Origin of the sequence: Neorickettsia findlayensis (genome assembly GCF_009856525.1) — a bacterium.
In the GTDB taxonomy this organism is placed as follows: Bacteria; Pseudomonadota; Alphaproteobacteria; order Rickettsiales; family Anaplasmataceae; genus Neorickettsia; species Neorickettsia findlayensis.
In genome coordinates this window covers 823,201-839,140 of the sequence record NZ_CP047224.1, presented here as the reverse complement: position 1 = coordinate 839,140, position 15,940 = coordinate 823,201, and the positions used below count along the sequence as shown (strand labels likewise).

General features: G+C 40.1%; 19 protein-coding genes. 9 read left to right on the top strand and 10 right to left on the bottom strand.

Features of this window, described 5'->3' with window-relative positions; translation table 11 throughout:
- The first annotated feature begins 4 nt into the window (after positions 1 to 4).
- The 4 genes from pyrH (at position 5) to GP480_RS03830 (ending at position 2,786) form a co-directional block, all read left to right on the top strand.
- The gene (gene pyrH / locus GP480_RS03845) at positions 5 to 706 is read left to right on the top strand and encodes a UMP kinase (RefSeq protein ID WP_160095997.1); all 702 of its coding nucleotides are present in this window, start codon (positions 5 to 7) and stop codon (positions 704 to 706) included.
- A gap of 19 nt (positions 707 to 725) precedes the next feature.
- Positions 726 to 1,283, top strand: coding sequence for a ribosome recycling factor (gene frr, locus GP480_RS03840; protein ID WP_160095995.1), 558 nt, complete (start codon positions 726 to 728; stop codon positions 1,281 to 1,283).
- Positions 1,280 to 1,972: a polyprenyl diphosphate synthase gene (gene uppS / locus GP480_RS03835; RefSeq protein ID WP_160095993.1), complete on the top strand. Its 693-nt coding sequence runs from the start codon at positions 1,280 to 1,282 to the stop codon at positions 1,970 to 1,972. Before frr ends, uppS begins: the two co-directional genes overlap by 4 nt.
- 196 nt (positions 1,973 to 2,168) lie before the next feature.
- A complete protein-coding gene (locus GP480_RS03830; RefSeq protein ID WP_160095991.1) occupies positions 2,169 to 2,786 on the top strand; it encodes a phosphatidate cytidylyltransferase in 618 nt (205 codons plus the stop codon).
- Positions 2,787 to 2,861: 75 nt separating this feature from the next.
- On the opposite strand, the gene GP480_RS03825 is transcribed toward GP480_RS03830, so the two are convergent.
- The 3 genes from GP480_RS03825 to GP480_RS03815 form a co-directional block, all read right to left on the bottom strand.
- Positions 2,862 to 3,110, bottom strand: coding sequence for an FAD assembly factor SdhE (locus GP480_RS03825; protein WP_160095989.1), 249 nt, complete (start codon positions 3,108 to 3,110; stop codon positions 2,862 to 2,864).
- A 4-nt stretch (positions 3,111 to 3,114) separates the two neighbouring features.
- Positions 3,115 to 4,245, bottom strand: a complete 1,131-nt coding sequence (locus tag GP480_RS03820; protein WP_160095987.1) for an iron-containing alcohol dehydrogenase — start codon at positions 4,243 to 4,245, stop codon at positions 3,115 to 3,117.
- A gap of 145 nt (positions 4,246 to 4,390) precedes the next feature.
- Positions 4,391 to 5,875: an HlyD family type I secretion periplasmic adaptor subunit gene (locus GP480_RS03815; protein WP_160095985.1), complete on the bottom strand. Its 1,485-nt coding sequence runs from the start codon at positions 5,873 to 5,875 to the stop codon at positions 4,391 to 4,393.
- A gap of 324 nt (positions 5,876 to 6,199) precedes the next feature.
- On the opposite strand from GP480_RS03815, the gene GP480_RS03810 reads away from it, so the two are divergent.
- Positions 6,200 to 6,502, top strand: coding sequence for a DUF2610 domain-containing protein (locus GP480_RS03810; protein WP_160095983.1), 303 nt, complete (start codon positions 6,200 to 6,202; stop codon positions 6,500 to 6,502).
- Positions 6,503 to 6,560: 58 nt separating this feature from the next.
- Here GP480_RS03810 and GP480_RS03805 read toward each other — a convergent pair whose 3' ends face one another.
- The 6 genes from GP480_RS03805 to dapA all read right to left on the bottom strand — a co-directional run bounded on the left by GP480_RS03805 (position 6,561) and on the right by dapA (position 11,824).
- Positions 6,561 to 7,169 (bottom strand): Tgt2/MlaC family protein, encoded by a 609-nt coding sequence (locus tag GP480_RS03805; RefSeq protein ID WP_160095981.1) that lies wholly within the window; start codon positions 7,167 to 7,169, stop codon positions 6,561 to 6,563.
- A complete protein-coding gene (locus GP480_RS03800; protein ID WP_160095979.1) occupies positions 7,153 to 7,923 on the bottom strand; it encodes an MlaA family lipoprotein in 771 nt (256 codons plus the stop codon). The genes GP480_RS03805 and GP480_RS03800 overlap by 17 nt, the downstream gene beginning before the upstream one ends.
- Positions 7,913 to 8,680 carry a uracil-DNA glycosylase gene (locus GP480_RS03795; RefSeq protein WP_160095977.1) on the bottom strand — a complete coding sequence of 256 codons (768 nt, stop codon included), beginning with the start codon at positions 8,678 to 8,680 and terminating at the stop codon, positions 7,913 to 7,915. The genes GP480_RS03800 and GP480_RS03795 overlap by 11 nt, the downstream gene beginning before the upstream one ends.
- A 70-nt stretch (positions 8,681 to 8,750) precedes the next feature.
- Positions 8,751 to 9,395: an HAD family hydrolase gene (locus GP480_RS03790; protein ID WP_160095975.1), complete on the bottom strand. Its 645-nt coding sequence runs from the start codon at positions 9,393 to 9,395 to the stop codon at positions 8,751 to 8,753.
- Positions 9,396 to 9,688: 293 nt separating this feature from the next.
- Positions 9,689 to 10,210 carry a cytochrome b gene (locus GP480_RS03785; RefSeq protein WP_160095973.1) on the bottom strand — a complete coding sequence of 174 codons (522 nt, stop codon included), beginning with the start codon at positions 10,208 to 10,210 and terminating at the stop codon, positions 9,689 to 9,691.
- Positions 10,211 to 10,897: 687 nt separating this feature from the next.
- Entirely contained in the window at positions 10,898 to 11,824 is a 927-nt protein-coding gene (dapA, locus tag GP480_RS03780; RefSeq protein ID WP_160095971.1) for a 4-hydroxy-tetrahydrodipicolinate synthase, read from the bottom strand.
- A gap of 240 nt (positions 11,825 to 12,064) precedes the next feature.
- Here dapA and GP480_RS03775 point away from each other — a divergent pair, with 240 nt between their 5' ends.
- The 3 genes from GP480_RS03775 to GP480_RS03765 are packed head-to-tail and all read left to right on the top strand — an operon-like array spanning position 12,065 to position 13,782.
- Positions 12,065 to 12,199 carry a ribosomal protein bL36 gene (locus GP480_RS03775; RefSeq protein ID WP_011452297.1) on the top strand — a complete coding sequence of 45 codons (135 nt, stop codon included), beginning with the start codon at positions 12,065 to 12,067 and terminating at the stop codon, positions 12,197 to 12,199.
- Positions 12,200 to 12,247: 48 nt separating this feature from the next.
- On the top strand, positions 12,248 to 12,994 hold the full coding sequence (locus GP480_RS03770; RefSeq protein ID WP_160095969.1) for a hypothetical protein: 747 nt from the start codon (positions 12,248 to 12,250) through the stop codon (positions 12,992 to 12,994).
- 23 nt (positions 12,995 to 13,017) lie between these two features.
- Positions 13,018 to 13,782 carry a hypothetical protein gene (locus tag GP480_RS03765; protein ID WP_160095967.1) on the top strand — a complete coding sequence of 255 codons (765 nt, stop codon included), beginning with the start codon at positions 13,018 to 13,020 and terminating at the stop codon, positions 13,780 to 13,782.
- 153 nt (positions 13,783 to 13,935) lie between these two features.
- Here the strand turns inward: GP480_RS03765 and purD are convergent, their stop codons facing one another.
- Positions 13,936 to 15,225: a phosphoribosylamine--glycine ligase gene (gene purD / locus GP480_RS03760; protein ID WP_160095965.1), complete on the bottom strand. Its 1,290-nt coding sequence runs from the start codon at positions 15,223 to 15,225 to the stop codon at positions 13,936 to 13,938.
- Between the two features lie 22 nt (positions 15,226 to 15,247).
- On the opposite strand from purD, the gene GP480_RS03755 reads away from it, so the two are divergent.
- A complete protein-coding gene (locus GP480_RS03755) occupies positions 15,248 to 15,931 on the top strand; it encodes an outer membrane protein assembly factor BamD (protein WP_160095963.1) in 684 nt (227 codons plus the stop codon).
- Positions 15,932 to 15,940: the final 9 nt, after the last annotated feature.

The window sequence follows — 15,940 nt, the reverse complement described above, 5'->3', positions numbered from 1 at the left end:
TTTTATGCGGAGGGTTCTGCTAAAAATCTCGGGGGAGAGATTAGCTGCACGTGGTCTTTCTGTTCATGATGGTGAGGTCATCGATATGCTTGCTAGAGGCATAAAGAGAGTGCATGAGATGGGTATACAGGTGTGCCTTGTTGTTGGTGGTGGAAATATTTACAGAGGAAGTAGTGGTCTTCCGAATATAGACAGAGCTACTGGTGACTATATGGGGATGCTTGCAACTGTTATTAATGCCCTTGCTTTACAAGGTGCAATAAATAACTTGGGTGTAGTTTCGAGGGTGCAGTCTGCTATTCCTATGAGGTCTATATGTGAACCCTATATACGTCAGAAAGCAATCAGTCACATGGAGAAAAACCGGATCGTAATATTTGCAGCGGGAACAGGCAATCCATTTTTCACAACCGATACAGCTGCGGTACTCCGTTCTGTCGAAATGGGATGTGAAGTAATGCTTAAAGGTACACTTGTGGATGGAATATATTCTGATGATCCCAAAACAAACACTAATGCGCAGAGAATAACTAGTCTTTCCTACACAGATGTGCTTTCTAAAAAGCTGAGGGTATTGGATTCTTCAGCTGTCTCAATTGCGCGAGATAATAACATGCCGGTGGTAATCTTTTCATTGGATAGCGAAATGGCGTTTTATGAGGTGATCAATAAACAGCGTGGCTACAGTACCATAGAAGGTGAATGAGTTAAGATGTTTTTTGGATATGATGGAAGATGTAATCAAGGAAACGAATGACAGGCTCCGTTCTTCGCATGAGGTGTTTCTCTCTGATTTGAAAGGTATTAGGTCAGGGTCTCTTAGTGTAAGTATTTTGGATGGCGTGATCGTATCAACCCACATGGGTAAGCTGCGCTTGAATCAAGTTGCTGGTCTCTCAGTAGTCAATAATAAGATGCTGTCTGTTCAAGTATGGGACAAATCCATAGTTGGTGCTGTAAAAGATGCGATTTTGGCTTCTAATCTCGGCATGAATCCGATAGTTGAAGGATCAGTCTTGCGTTTGCCTGTTCCTGACCTTACGGAGGAGCGTCGTAAGGAGCTAGTTAAAGTCCTCAGAAAGTATGGTGATAGAGCTAAGGTAGCCGTTAGAAATATAAGGCGCGATGCTGTTTCCAAGGTGAAAGTTTTGGAAAAAGCGAAGGAGATATCAGAAGATGATATGCATGCTCTGCTCAAGAAAATAGATAAAATTATTTCCGAAGAAGATGCCAGAATTGATGAGGCTGTGAGCAAAAAGGAAGCCGACATTTTAAAGGTATGATTGGAAAAGGGCTTCCCGGTCACGTTGCCATAATAATGGATGGGAACGTAAGATGGGCTAGGGCAAAAGGTTTATGTAACTCCGATGGATATAAGATGGGTGTCGAGGCGGCATTCTCAATTGTAAGAGCGTCTTGTAATGTCGGAATTCCTTACCTTACGCTTTTCCTTTTTTCGACTGAGAATTGGAATAGAAATCCGAATGATGTGCGTCTTGTCTTTAGCATTTTTGAAAAAGCTAGTGTTAGCGCGTTGAACGAACTATGTGATGCCAATATAAAAGTGAAAGTCATTGGGGAGCGGACAGGTTTGGATCAAAGCGCAAGGAAGGTGATAAAAAACCTGGAGGCCGGAACAGCAGATAATAGTGGTATGCATTTATGTCTTGCCATAAACTATGGTGGCAGATCTGAGATCGTAAGTGCGGCTTCAAGGATGATAAATGATGGCCTCAGAGCTGAGGAAGTGAGTGTACAGAAATTTGCGAGCTATTTATATACAGGTGGAATGCCTGATCCAGATTTGATTATCAGGACAGCTGGTGAAAAACGACTTAGCAACTTTCTTTTATGGCAGAGTTCATATTCGGAGTTGTACTTCTGTGATACGCTTTGGCCGGATTTTGCGGAAAAAGATTTGGAGATGGCTATAGAAGCCTATCAAGCTAGGTGTCGCAAATATGGGAAATAGATTTTTACATTTTATTTCTCATGATCTAGAGTTGGTGTGTCTACTGCGCGGAACACTTTTCCTGTACTTCTGGGGTGTTGTTTTTGCATAGGTGTTCTGTTCTTATACCTAAACCGGGGTTTCAGAGCTGGGTATGTGTTCCAGGTATTTTTTATGTTAACCTTTGGCTGCGGTTTGCCTATCTAATGGGAGTTCTATGAAACATTATTGCGATTTGAAGGTCAGGGTTCTCTCTGCAGTATTACTGCTTCTTTTATGCACCTTAGCAATCTACGGTGGTAGTTATGCTGTATGCTCAGTTGTGTTGCTTTTAGCGGTACTTTCGTATCAGGAATGGCGTGATATGACGGCAGATAGAGGGGTTGTGTTGAGATATCTTGGTTTATTTGTAGCAATTCTGCCTAATGCAGCGCTCATAGGTATACATGTTGAAGATGTAGAGATTCTTATTTGGTTGATAGTCTGTGTTGTTAGTAATGACGTGGGTGCCTATTTTATCGGACGCGTTATAGGTGGTGTCAGACTTTGCAAGAGTATCAGTCCAAATAAAACTGTGAGTGGTTTTCTTGGAGGACTTCTGTCTACCTTTGTTTGTGGTTCGACTTTTGCCATAGTTCTTGGACTGAGTATGAATTTTGTTCTTTTGACCATTCCAATTGCTATTCTAGCGACTCTAGGTGATCTATTCGAATCGTTTATAAAGCGTACGTGCTCAGTTAAAGACAGTGGAACGCTGCTACCAGGGCACGGAGGTATACTAGACCGTGTTGACGGGTTTATTTTTTCAGCACCTTTCTTGTTTTTTTGTCTTTGAAGTGTGTATAGCTTCTAGTGCCTTTATTTGTACAGAGTAATGCCACGCATTGTGTTGGTCTGGAACTTCTGTTTTTTATTTGTCTTCTTCCCGCACCATCTGTTTTAATACAGGGAGTTCTTCAGGTGGTTCTGACTTGTGTTGGTAACAGTCAAAAATAAAAGAATCCGACAATTCTAAGATGCGTTCCACTTGTTCTATTTCTTGTTCGGTTAATCTACTTAGATTTTTCGTTATAAAACTTCCAAGTAAGATATCCATTTCTTTACAGCCGCGATGTGTACTTCTGTATAGGATTCTTTTTTTTCTTAGGTCAATATTCATTTTCTTACAAAGTAATTGTGTGGTAGCCAGCTAAATATGCTATATCAAGGCAGGTGAAATTACGTTTTAAGGATATTGTTTCATGGAGCAGCTCACGTATTTTTGGTAAGTTTATGGCAGTATTGCCAATGTGCTTTCTTAGTTGTGTATGTTCACTAACCATGAAACTCAATATCGGTGATAACGGGTGTAATTTTTGAAAAGCTTCTGCAAAGTCATCAATTTGTGATGGATATAATCCCTTTAACATTACATATTTGTTGAGCACCTGTACATTGAGCTTAATTTTTCGTTCTTTTTTGAAAAGTCTCTCCTGCAACAGCGAGGTTACCAGCATACCTGAAGCTACCATTTCTCCGTGTAAAAAATATTTTCCGGACACTTTTTCTAAAAGATGAGCTAACATGTGTTCTGCCTGACTCGCGCTTCTACTATCACCATTAAGCCACATTCCAAGGCCAGAAAGATTTAAAGCATGCATGAGCATGTTCACCAGTGTAGTATCACCTTTCATGAGAAGTTTACTGTGTTTTAATAGGATTTCCTCATATGGAAGCAATTCCTCGAAGATTTCGCCAATATAAGAATGTTTTAAGGCTACTGACGCGATAAAGTAGTCCACTTTAGCAGTCCTTGAACATACTAAATCATAGAGGCCGCTTAAAATCATTCGTGGTGGGGTACTTTTTAAAATTGTATGGTCTAAGTATAGGTATCTAGGTATTTTTGCCTTCAAGGAGACCTTACGTGTCGTCTTTAGAGCTATAATTGAAGCCGTGGGTGATGTGTACGCATTGACAGAAGGTGCTGATGGGAAAATAACGAGTTCTTTTGTAGTTAAGTGTGCAAGATATTTACATATGTCGGTTATTGTCCCCGAACCCAATGCGACTATTAGTTCACAATTTCTTGCCTGTACAACTAGTTTTCTCACCAGTGCCTCGTAAGGCCTCACATTTTTTGGTAGGACTATTAATTTGAAGTTTTTTTCGCCCTTTACCCACGGTGGGAAAAAACAAAACGTGTTTTGATCACATACAACTAGTGCCTCGCGAAATTGTATAAGGTCTTGCAAATTCGTTATAAGGCGATCCCCAGATACGATTTCCTTTATACCAGCAAGTTTATAATTCAAAGGTATCAAACCTAATCAGGTAAGAACGAATGGTATCACATGTAACTCACTGTCGCATGCAATTTTTCGAACCAGATCCCTTGATAACGAAGTTTCTCTGGAAAGCTTGTACTAGACACTCCCACTGAACAAAACTTTTTGTTTTTCAACGTTCTCTAAAGGCTGTATCAAAGGTTCCTATAATGGGTGCCAGTAGATACGAAAGAAAACTTCTAGACTCAGTTGTAATAAAAACAATAGCTGGCATTCCCGGATAAAGCTTGGTTCTGGCATTTATCATAGCTATTTCCGATTTTGGAATCCTTATGTGTGCAAGGTAATAATGCATTCCTGTTCGTGGATCCAAAATTGTGTTTGCGGAAATATATGTCATTACACCTTTTAATATTCCTACTTTCTTCGAGTTAAATGCTGTGATTTTTACTCTCGTCTTTACCCCTATATAACCGTCAACTTCGCTAAGATTTTTCTTGACGAGTCTCGCAGATGCTATTGCCTCAATATTATTTGGTGCAACCCTTGCTTCTATAAACATATCTTCATTTTCAGGGACAATTTCCATTAGCGATATAGCTGGAGGTATCACGCCACCGATACTCAATGAGCGAAGACCGGTCACAACACCTGATTGTGGAGCCCTTATAATTGTCCTTAGCATTAAATCACGCGCTGTGTTGAGTTTCTGCGTATTTTCATGAATAGCATGCGAAACCTCTTTGAGTTGTGCTGCAAGTTCACTATTGAACCTATTTTCCGCCTGAATTTTCTCCAGCTCGGCTTCTGTGACGCGTTGTTCCCCTCTAGCTATCAGAGCTTTATATTCAGCAATTTTGCCGTTCCAGGAGATTCTTTCCCTTTCTAAAGATACGATCTTGGTTTTGTCTATGACGTGTTCATCGTACAGAGATCTCTTTGCTTCAAGTTCTTCTTCGAGAAGCTGGACACTTTTTTCAGCTGATTCCAGTTGTGCGCTCAATGCAAGGACCTCATTTTGTATCTGGCCAATTTTTTTGTCTATGATTCTAACCTGATTAGCAAAAGATTCTTTATTGGATTCAAATAGTAACAGTTGATTTTTGATGGTGTCGTTTTTCTTCTCTTCAGTCACGTACTCCAATTTTTCTATACTAGGGAGTTCCATATTTGTGTTTCTGCCTATATGTGCTAAGAGTCTCTTTTCGGTTGCCAGAAGCGAAATTTGATTCTCCTCGAGTATTGAAAGTTGTGCCTTATTGCCGACGTTTTTGAGGGTCATGAGTATCTGTCCCTCTGTAACACGATCTCCTTCGTGAACAAAGATCTCATCTATTATTCCACCTTCAAGATGTTGAATAGACTTCTTATCAGAGCTGATAACAATTTCCCCCATTGCAAGACTTGCACCGTCAATTGGTGCAAAGATCGCCCACATTCCAAAGATTCCAAAGAAGCCTATAAGAACGACTGTACCAGCAATTCGCGCGTTTTTGGTGAGTTCTTTGAGTTTATCGGTTTCCTTGTTTTGAAAAAATGAAATACCCTGATCAACAATTTTCACACTGCTGTGAAGCGTTTTCCTGATCCCAGAGGTAAGAAATTCTAACATTTTCAACTTTCCGGACTTTGCAGAATCAGTAATTTTTTTTATCATTTTTCTGATACACAGACGTTGCCCCAGTTGGCTAATCCTATTACACAATCACTCTACTTTGTAGGTCAGTAAGCTTAAATTATTTTAATTTCCTTTTCTTTATATCAAGAATGTAGCTGCTTTAACGTGATCACTACAAAGAGATAATTTTCTAAAATTACTTTTGACCGTATCCAGCCATCCAAGTACACTTCACATTTATGCTTTTATACCGGTTTAGTATTGATTTAGCGACCTTAGGTTAATTTGTAGTTGTGAGTTATTCTTATATGGCTTTTTTTTAATGTCCGGTGGTACACTCTGTGGAGATCATATCCATAAGACATGAAGAAGTTTACAGTACCTTGCCAGTTTGGCCCTCAGACGGCTCCTTTTACCATATATATTGGTTCTCCCAGGCGGGATACGCATCCCATTTACAATCAGGCTACATGGTTGTCAAAAGAACGTGGTGGAGTTGTCCCTCAGAAGGTCATGGATAGTCTCTCAAAATTAAGAGAACTTGCCGAGGAGAACAACGTTTCCTTTGAGGATTTATGTGTTTATGCACTGAAAGTAGCTGAGCAAGAAGAAACCCAGCATAAGGAAGAAGAATTCTCCTTTAACGATAAACAGTCCGACGAGTAACTCCACGAGGCATAATCGCTTCTGAAACAAGGCCAGCGGGGTTTTTTTATGGACCTTCCTATGCTTCGTTGTATGGTCGCGTTTTTACGATTGCTAAAAGTCCTTTTGGCGTATTGTCTTGGAGAAAGGTGTCTATTTCTTCTCGGTCTGCCATTGCCATACTTATACTTCCGGAAACAATTATGTCGAGAATTTTGTACTTTCTATCTTCCACTGTAACTAGGTAGTCTACTCTTAGCGGTACACTGCTGCTCTCAAGTTTTTCTTGTAGGACCGTTTGGACTAGATGTCTTTGATTGCCTAAGTCCTCTTCGCGCAGAATTTTATAATATTTAAGCTTTTTAGTCATGAGTTTTGCGTATTTGAGGGAAGTAATCTTCTTATAGCCTTCGGTGAACGCTTGTAGCTCTTCGGGTGATAGCTTACTTATGTTTCTCCCCAGTACGAAGCTCACAACCTTCTGGAAGTCAATGTTTTCCTCAATTAGCTTCGTCATATGCTGTAATTTATCTAGCTCTGAGATATTAGAGCTGTTGATAGTTGTCACATTTGTGTATAGAGACGAGATAAACTCGCCTGTAGAGTCTTCTGCAAAAGTCTTTGAAGAAGAAAGGAGCGTTACAAACAGCAGCCAGATTAGCCACTTTGTTTTATTCGGACGTAGCATCGTAATTTATTAGGAATGTGCGTGATTTTACATATGGGTCAATGCTGTTTTCAAAAACTATGCTGTAATAATCAATTTCTCTCGCAATTCGGGAATAGTTGTATACTATAAATGGTATAAATTTGTGTTGTGTCACGAGATTCAATGGATTTGTAAGAATCTCAAGCAAAGCAGCAATACTGTTCCTGAGTGATGTTGCACCGAACAATGGAAACATTATGAATGGGCCATTTTTCATTCCATATATGGTAAGTGTCTTTCTATAGGAAGTTGCTTTTTTCTCTAGACCTAGAGTTTGCGCTATATCGAATGTTCCGAGTATACCAAGCGTAGAATTAATAAAAAACCGCCAGAATTCTATTACAGCCTTTTTTGGATTACCTTGTAAAAGATGGTTAATAACATAACTTGGTTCAGAAAGGTTATCTACAATGTTAAGAAATAAATGTTTTGCAGAGTTCGCACTTTTCTGACCTGTCTGAGACTTTCTTGGACTTGTTCCTTGGAAAAGTTTTTTATTAGCAGAAGATTTTAGGTATTTGAAAAGTAGGCTATTCATTTTGAATATCCTCCTATTAAGTTTCTCCATAGGATCGTAGACTTTCGTTACCGCTGTGCCCGTTGTTTTGGGGTAAGAGAATAGTGTGTCGAGCTCTTCTGTTGTTTTTCCCAGACACGGTGTAAGAAGAGTTAGAGACACGAGTGCAAAAAAAGTGAGAAAGAACCTATTCATCCTACCGAATTTAAAGACCATGGGCATCGATATATGAACGAATGAGTTTTAAATCTTCCCAGGCTAATTTTTTCTGAGCAGGCTGCCTCAAGAGATACGATGGGTGGAACATTACGGTCGTACTAATCCCTTCGTGAATGAACTGGTTTTTATATTCGTAAAATTTATTTCTCAACATAGAAATTCTGTCTTGGCTTTTTAAAACCGAAGAAGCAGCTGTGGAACCAAGTAGCACGATCAACTTGGGTGATACAAGTCGTATATGGTGTTCCAAGAATGGTTTACAAATCTGTATCTCCTCGGGTGTTGGTCGTCTATTTCCGGGTGGTCTCCAAAAAACTGCGTTTGTTATATATACTTTGGTTCGATCCAGTCCTATGGCTTGAAGCATTTTGTCCAGTAAGTTACCGCTCCTGCCACAAAAAGGAATCCCAAGCTTATCCTCTTGTTCTCCAGGTGCCTCGCCAATCAGCATAATTTTTGCGTTCGGATTGCCATCACAGAAAACTGTGTTTTTAGCGCCCTTTTTAAGCTGACAGCCTTCAAAACTGAAGAGGAGTGTCCTGAGTTCGTCGAGAGTTGTTACGAATGTCAGATCTCTTTCTAGAGTTTGGTACTTACAGGTTGTGTTTTCAGCAAACTCTTTCGTATCAATGTGCATTGCGCCAACTTGTGTGATAGATGCTTGGTTAGACGAAGGAATATCAGTGGTCGTAGTCTCTATTCCGAGTCTATCGTAGAATTTAAGGATCATAAGACGACTCGACTTGATATGCATGCGGATAAGATAAAACTAGTGCCATTTGATTACATTAAAGTGGTCCTTGTCAATAGGACCGGGTATATCCTTAGAATATTAAAGTCCTTGCTTGGTCGTAATGCCGTATTATTGGTATATTCTCGAATCCTGCTATTGGGGTTGCTCGATATGCAATACCACGTACGGCCGCATTTCTTGCGCATTCCATGTCTGTTGCGCTGTTACCGATAAAAAGAACAGTTTCTTTCGAGGGGATAATATTGCCTCTCGAGAGAGCGTACAGTAGCGGTGTTGCAGAAGGTTTATCCTGATCTGTATCGCCCGAGCCAACCACGACATTGAATCGATCCGTTAATCCAAGAGAATCTACCTCTTTTTTAAGTAATTCGTTATATTTATTGCTGACTACACCCGTGAATATACCCTTTTCAGCTATTAAATTCAAAAACGATGTGAATCCTGGAAATATCCGTAACGGTTCTGGATTCTCAGATTTAAGGTGATCCCTAAATATTGAATAAGCGAAGACCCACTCTTCTCCGAAAATCTGTTTGAAGAAATCCATTCTTTCTGGTGCATTCATGTCCTTGTCGAGGACTGGTTTGCCAAAGTAACTCAGTGTTTTGTTGACTGCATTTAGAATCATGAGTCGTGTATCGACAATAGTATCATCCCAATCAAATAATATTGCCTTAGGAGTTACCGTTGCTTTGGTGTTCGATTTTTCATTCATTACACTGGGTGCGACTGTTGATATTATGTGCTCTCACATGATTCCTTGCTAACATTTCATCACAACTTATTAAAGTTTTGGCTACGCTATTTGTCACAGCGACACAGATATATTTGTGATCACTCATTTGATGTCACACGCTGGTCTAACAGGACTCCGGAGTACGGATGTGAAGGAAGAAATGTGATCCGGGGAAAAGATCTCCGTCTTGATACCTGACGAAAAACAAACCAATCAACAAAAAGCCTAGCACACAAAAAATCTCACAATATGCATAAGACCCGGGACCCATGCTAAAATATTCGTCTGAAAATGTTCTCCCTATCAATAATTAGATGCTTTAGGGTTGCTAAAATATGAAGTGCAATCAGGCAAGCGAGTAAATATATGATGACCTGATGTGCGTCATGTGCTGTTTTCGCGATATCTGGGTTTTGTGGAAACAACAATGGGAATTCGAAGATCCCAAACCAGGAAACAGCTTTACCTCCACTGCAAGACATTAAGTACCCTGAGAAAGCAGCTCCAATAGTCAAAACATAAAGTAAAGAATGTACAACATGCAACAAGATAGTCTCTAGTCTGGAAAACTGGCTTTTTGGGGCGCCAAAAAACATGCGAATTACCAGCCTTATGAGCATCAAAGCACCGATAGTCATGCCAATCGCCTTGTGCTTTCCATAAACGACGAACTTCAAAGGTGGAACCAGATAACTGGTCATAACGAAGCCGCTTATAAGTGCGCCGACTATCGCAAAGGCCAAAACCCAATGTAAGATCCTCAGGGATAAATTATACTTTCCCGGATTATGCATATTTATCAAACTCAGAATGAACTAATGCCATAGTAAAATAATCCTATGTCATTGTCTACCGAGCATTGAGTTGTACTCTTATATTTTGTTCCTGAGACTCTTGCAGTGCGGATACTTCGCTGTTTTCACAGATATTTCTTACACTATCTGCTTTGAAGTTGCTTATGTCACAAGAATAAATATGAATTTTCGGTCTGTTTAAACTGTTTTATCACATCTCGTGATACTGTTAATTTTATTCTGTTTTGGGGAAACCGTATTCCTATTAATCCACCAAGTTGTATGTACAGTCTAATCTATAATTGATTTCCCTATACAAACTTTTAAATACCGGTGTGTTCAGTTCTGTTAAAGAAGTACTCCTTCATTAGATTCCTGCGTTGCAGTCGATTGCCCTTTTGCAATTGAGTCTAGTTCGTTATGGCTTTGTTTTCTTTTCCTAGCAATCAGATACGATGTGACAATTCTGGTTATTGTATGTGGTCATTTCAATTGTCCGTGTATTTAGAAAGCTAAACGCTGAATTGGAATACTTACCGATTTCGTCCTGGTAAGTGCAGGATAAACAGACTCTCCTGAGCAAAATTACCAGATAGAGGAAGATACCTGGCTGGGAAAGCGGATAGATGCGAAGATCTTGTCCGGAGAGTATTTCAGTATTTGTCAGAATCGAATTGTTTTATCTAATCAAGTTTGTGTTATGGATAAAATTTCGTGTTCTTGCTTTTCCCTTTCAAACTTCCTGAGAAGAGTATGTATTAACTGCCTAGTTGACGTAGTTGCATCTGTCAGTGGGAGCCTAACATTTGGTGTGACGTATTTGTAGATGCAACTGATGGCGTATTTTAAAGGTACTGGGTTAGTCTCGCAGGACATAGATTTGGCAAGTGGGAAAATGAGTTTATGTAACTTTTTGGTATTTTTATAGTCACCTTCACAGATTGCTCTTTCTAACGCGACCATTTCTTTTGGAATCAGGTTACTCAGTGTAGATACTATTCCATCTCCTCCATTGAGTCTGTGGGCTGCATACGTTGTATCATTCCCTGTGAGTATAGGTACGTGGTCATTTCCGTCACGCAGTATTGTTGGATATTCAAGATCTCCAGATAAATCAACAACCGCTGATATACCCGGCAGATCCATAATTCTGAGTGTTGTTGCGTTTTCTATATTGATAGAGCACCTATATGGTATGTTGCACATGACAATGTTTGCCTTTGTTTTGTTTGTAATCTGCCTATAATGCTCAAAGATTCCTTCTTGTTGTGGGCGCAGGTAGTATGGTGCTGCAACAAGGAATGCTTCAATTGTTTTGTTTTTTAGGCGAGTTATTACATCGATAACCTGTGTTGTAGAGCAATGTGGCACACTTACAACCAGAGGTATCCTATTTTTAAGCACGGCTGCTACATTTTTTACCAGGGCGTAATATTCTGATTGAGATAATGAGTGTCCTTCTCCAGTTGAGTCAGCTATTACAATGCCATTTACGGCACTCACTATTTGAACCTCGATTAATTGTTCTAGACTTTCTATATCTATTGCGTTGCGTTTAAAAGGCGTGATTATTGCTGTAAAAATTCCTTTTATGGTTGATCTGGATCCCTGCATTCCCGAGATGAATTCGCAACTAAATTATTAGTATCATCTTACTTGAAAAAATAAAATTTTAACTTTCATTAATGAAAAGGGGATATGTCCCAGAATATTGAATTAAGCCTTGGTGCTAGTTTTAGGGAGACTTGTACTCGCTTTATATATGTTTACCAGTTGAGGTTGTTCGTAGACTTTTTTTAAGGTACAATCTCCTGCCTGAGGTTGTAAACCATTTGCGGGCTAAGTGGGTGTTTTATGAAAGTAATAGGTTCTTTGAAGTCAGCGAAAAAACGTGATGCTCGCAATTCGTATGTTGCCAAAAGGGGTAAGCGTATATACGTGTACAATAGAAAAAATCCGCGTTGTAATGTGAGACAAGGGTCCAAGTAGCTCCGTTTGAGTTTGCTGTAGCCTTTAGTTGGTCTCTGGCATTGACTTATGTTGCTGTCTTTCTTTTTGGTTCCCCTTGTGTATGCGTCTTTTGCAGCTATCGTTGCATTCGCTATTGCACCGTTGCAGTACTTGAAGATCATTCGTCAGGAAACTGCATCTTCTTACACTTCCATTTTTTTTTGTGCATTTGAAAAAGGCGGAGCAGCGCTAGGGATTTTTTTCGGGGGTGCGCTTCCCTACGTTACGATGAACTTTCTTGCTAATCTTTCGTTTGGTTTGAGTGACAGGATTTCCGAGATCGTCCTTCCAGTCCAGTACGGTATTCTGGTCGGCATCTTCGTTAGAGCATTCCTCGGAGGAGCAATAGAGACTTTATTTACTATATATCCTGAGGTGCGTGAAATTGTCAGGAACAAAGGACATCTTGCTTCTGGTAAAGGTCGGGTATTGAGTATACTTTTTCCAGCTTTCTTGAGGAACTCAGTTGCGTGGTTAGGTGCGACTTCGTCCTATGAAATTTCGACCAGGCTGTTTCTGAGCCTGGATAAGTCCCTCTTTTTATCAGTTGTTCTAGGCCTTGTTTTCGGCGTCATTTCTATTCCGTTAGATGTACTGGTAACACAGAATTGTGCTGCCAGAGAAGAATTGACGTTGATAAGACGCGTCCTTCTAATGGCAACCGATTCTAGTAGTAAGTTTTTTTTGGGCAGTACGATCAGGATATTACAAATTAGTATCTACACTGCTGTGACCGTTTCGACGACGTTTGTTCTAAGATATTTTGGTATTTAATTTGGACGCATTCGAAATAGTATATGTTCCTGCAACTTTATGATGTTATTTTAGGCGGAGTATTTTTCGGTTCATTTTCTGCAGTTGCAGCTGTGCTGATGTCTCCATTACAGTTCCTAAAAATAATGAGGCAACAGACAAGATCTTCGTATCGGAAGATAGCTTTAGATACTTTATCTGATGGGGGTTTGGCTCCCTTTTTTAGAGGTGCGCTTCCATATGCAGTAATGAATTTTCTGAGTTCCATGTCTTTTGGGATTTCGGAGGCTATATCCGCTATTGCACTGAAATCATTTTTTCATCCTACTATACTTTTCGTTGTACTTTTTCGTTCCATGCTTGGAGGGCTTTTGGAAACACTATTTTCTATATGGGCGGAAATATGTGAAATCAGCAGAAATAAGGGAACACTGATGGAAAATAAAGCAACTCTTAGAGGTGTCGCGTTACCAATACTTGTGCGTAACATGATCTTCTGGTCTGCTTCTGTGGTCTCGTATGAGATTTCAATTGCGTATCACATGAGCCTGTTGAGCGGAACAGCTGTCGGTCTTATTTTTGGGATATTTGCTGCGTTACTCTCTATACCTCTTGACGTAGTAGCAACCAGGAATTGTGGTGCTCATGTGAGACATGGAGTCCTAGCATGTGTTTGGGCGGTGTTTCTTGGTAAAGAGGATGCGAAATATCTGCTGTACGGTACTATAATAAGGGTGATCCAAATAGCCATGTTCACGCTTGTGACCCTCCTTACAATGTTTGCATTCGAAGCTGTTTTTCACTCTTAAGATAATGGTTTGCTCGACAAAGCAACTGGGTTAGCAGGCTCCTTTATTGCTGGAATTTCTGATTGTGTCGGTGGGGGAACGACCTCAAGAATTTCGTAGAAAGCATGCTGTAGAGGTTTTGCTTAAACGTTGCCGTGGGAAAACACTCCAGGTTTACCCTAAGACTAATTCATCTAAATAGACCCCTTCTTTCCAGTCTATTAATTCTAAACCACGTCTAATTTTATGTTTGCACTCTGATAAAGTCGGGGCACCCACCACTAAGTTGAGGACCCGACCACCGTTGGAAATCATCTGTCCTTCTGCATCGTACCTTACAGCAGCGTTGAGAATCTGTAGCCCTTCAACGTTTTGTAGTGCCTTCTCTACATTATCTATCGGGTATCCGGTTTCATAAGAGACTGGATACCCGCGGGTAGCAAGGACGACAGACAGACATACTTCTTTCTTGAAAGAGATTGTAGCTCTATCAAGATCTCCATTTAATGTTTTGAGCATAAGATCAAGTAGATCAGCGTTTAGGCGTGGTAGTATTGCTTGGGTTTCTGGATCACCAAATCGGACATTATATTCCAATAACTTAGGTCCAGAGTTGGTTAGCATGAGTCCCGCAAAAAGGACCCCCTTGTACTGAACGTTAATTGCTGACAACGCATTGATAGTTGGATATATAATCTTCCCGAGTATTTCTTGTTCAGTTTTTTTGTGGAGCGGAACAGGCGAGTAAGCACCCATACCACCAGTATTGTACTTTTTCCCATTGTATGAAATCTGTTTGTGGTCCCTTGCATGGCCAATTGGAAGGATTGTCTGCCCATCAACCAGGACAAAATAACTTAATTCCTGTCCATATAAGAACTCTTCCATTATTATATTTCTGCCTGCTTCGCCAAACAAACCATTCAGCATTGCCTCACCTGCCTCTAGTGCTTCTCCCATGGTTTTGCACACTATGACACCTTTTCCAGATGCAAGTCCATCAGCCTTAATAACTAAAGGGAAGCTTCCAACGTTTTCAATTTGCTTTTTTAAGTTGTTGATGGATGAACAAAAACTGTACTTAGCCACGGGTACACCATTCATTTCTGCTATTTCTTTGGCAAAAAACTTTGATGATTCCAATTTTGCTGCATTTTTTGTGGGTCCAAAAACAGAAATGCTTTCAGCCATAAGAGCATCCGTTATACCCCTTGCCAAATGTTCTTCTGGTCCTATAACTACCAGATCTATTCCTTCCGCCTTACAAGTAGACGACGTGTACAAGTAGTTTTCCAAGTTGATATCAAGATATTCTGCGAACCGACTAAAGTTCAAGTTTGTAGTGTAAATCTTGCCAAGCATTGGCGATTCCTTAATTTTCGTGATCAAAGCGTGCTCCCTAGCGCCGTTTCCGACGACAAGAACTTTTTTTAATTGCATTGTCAGATTATAATCAACGGTCATATTGTAGTTTGTTATCGCCCGAATGAGAAGAAAGCTGTGTAACTTTTTGCTTATCTGTTTTCTTTGTGTTTTTTCTAGCTGTGATGTTGGGCAATCAAAGAAAGTTTTGAGCAGTAAAATGCGAGAAAGTGAACTGTCGATGTATAACAATGCGGTTCTGGCACTTAAGAAAAAAAACTACAAGACTGCAAAGGAACTTTTCGAAAAGGTAGCTGACATTGCGCCTTTTTCTTCCATAGGGGAAGAAGCAAAGGCATCTTACACTAAGATACTTTACGATGAGGGAAAGTTTGCTGCTGCAGCGGGTAGTGCCGAAGGATATCTTTTAAACTATCCAGGCGGTGCTAGGATGGATCAAGTTCTCAGCATAAAGGGGAATGCTTACTTTCAGATGTCAAAGGGTCGTAGCAATAGTGGTGAGTTCGCGGATAAAGCTAGAAATGCTTTTGCGGTTTTAGTTGATACGTTTCCTACCTCTGACTACGTTACTGACGCACATCAGAAACTACTCGAGATAAATGAAATCATGGCAGAAAAAATCTTTTCTATAGGGTCCTTCTATTTCAGAGAAATGAATTACCATGCTGCCATAGCTAGATTCGATGAATTGGTTCGTGATTATTCTGGGACAAAACTCTATGCTTCAGCTCTCTCGAAGAGAGCTGAAGCATATAAAATGCTCGGCATAGATATCTCCTCATCGTAGGAGATTTTG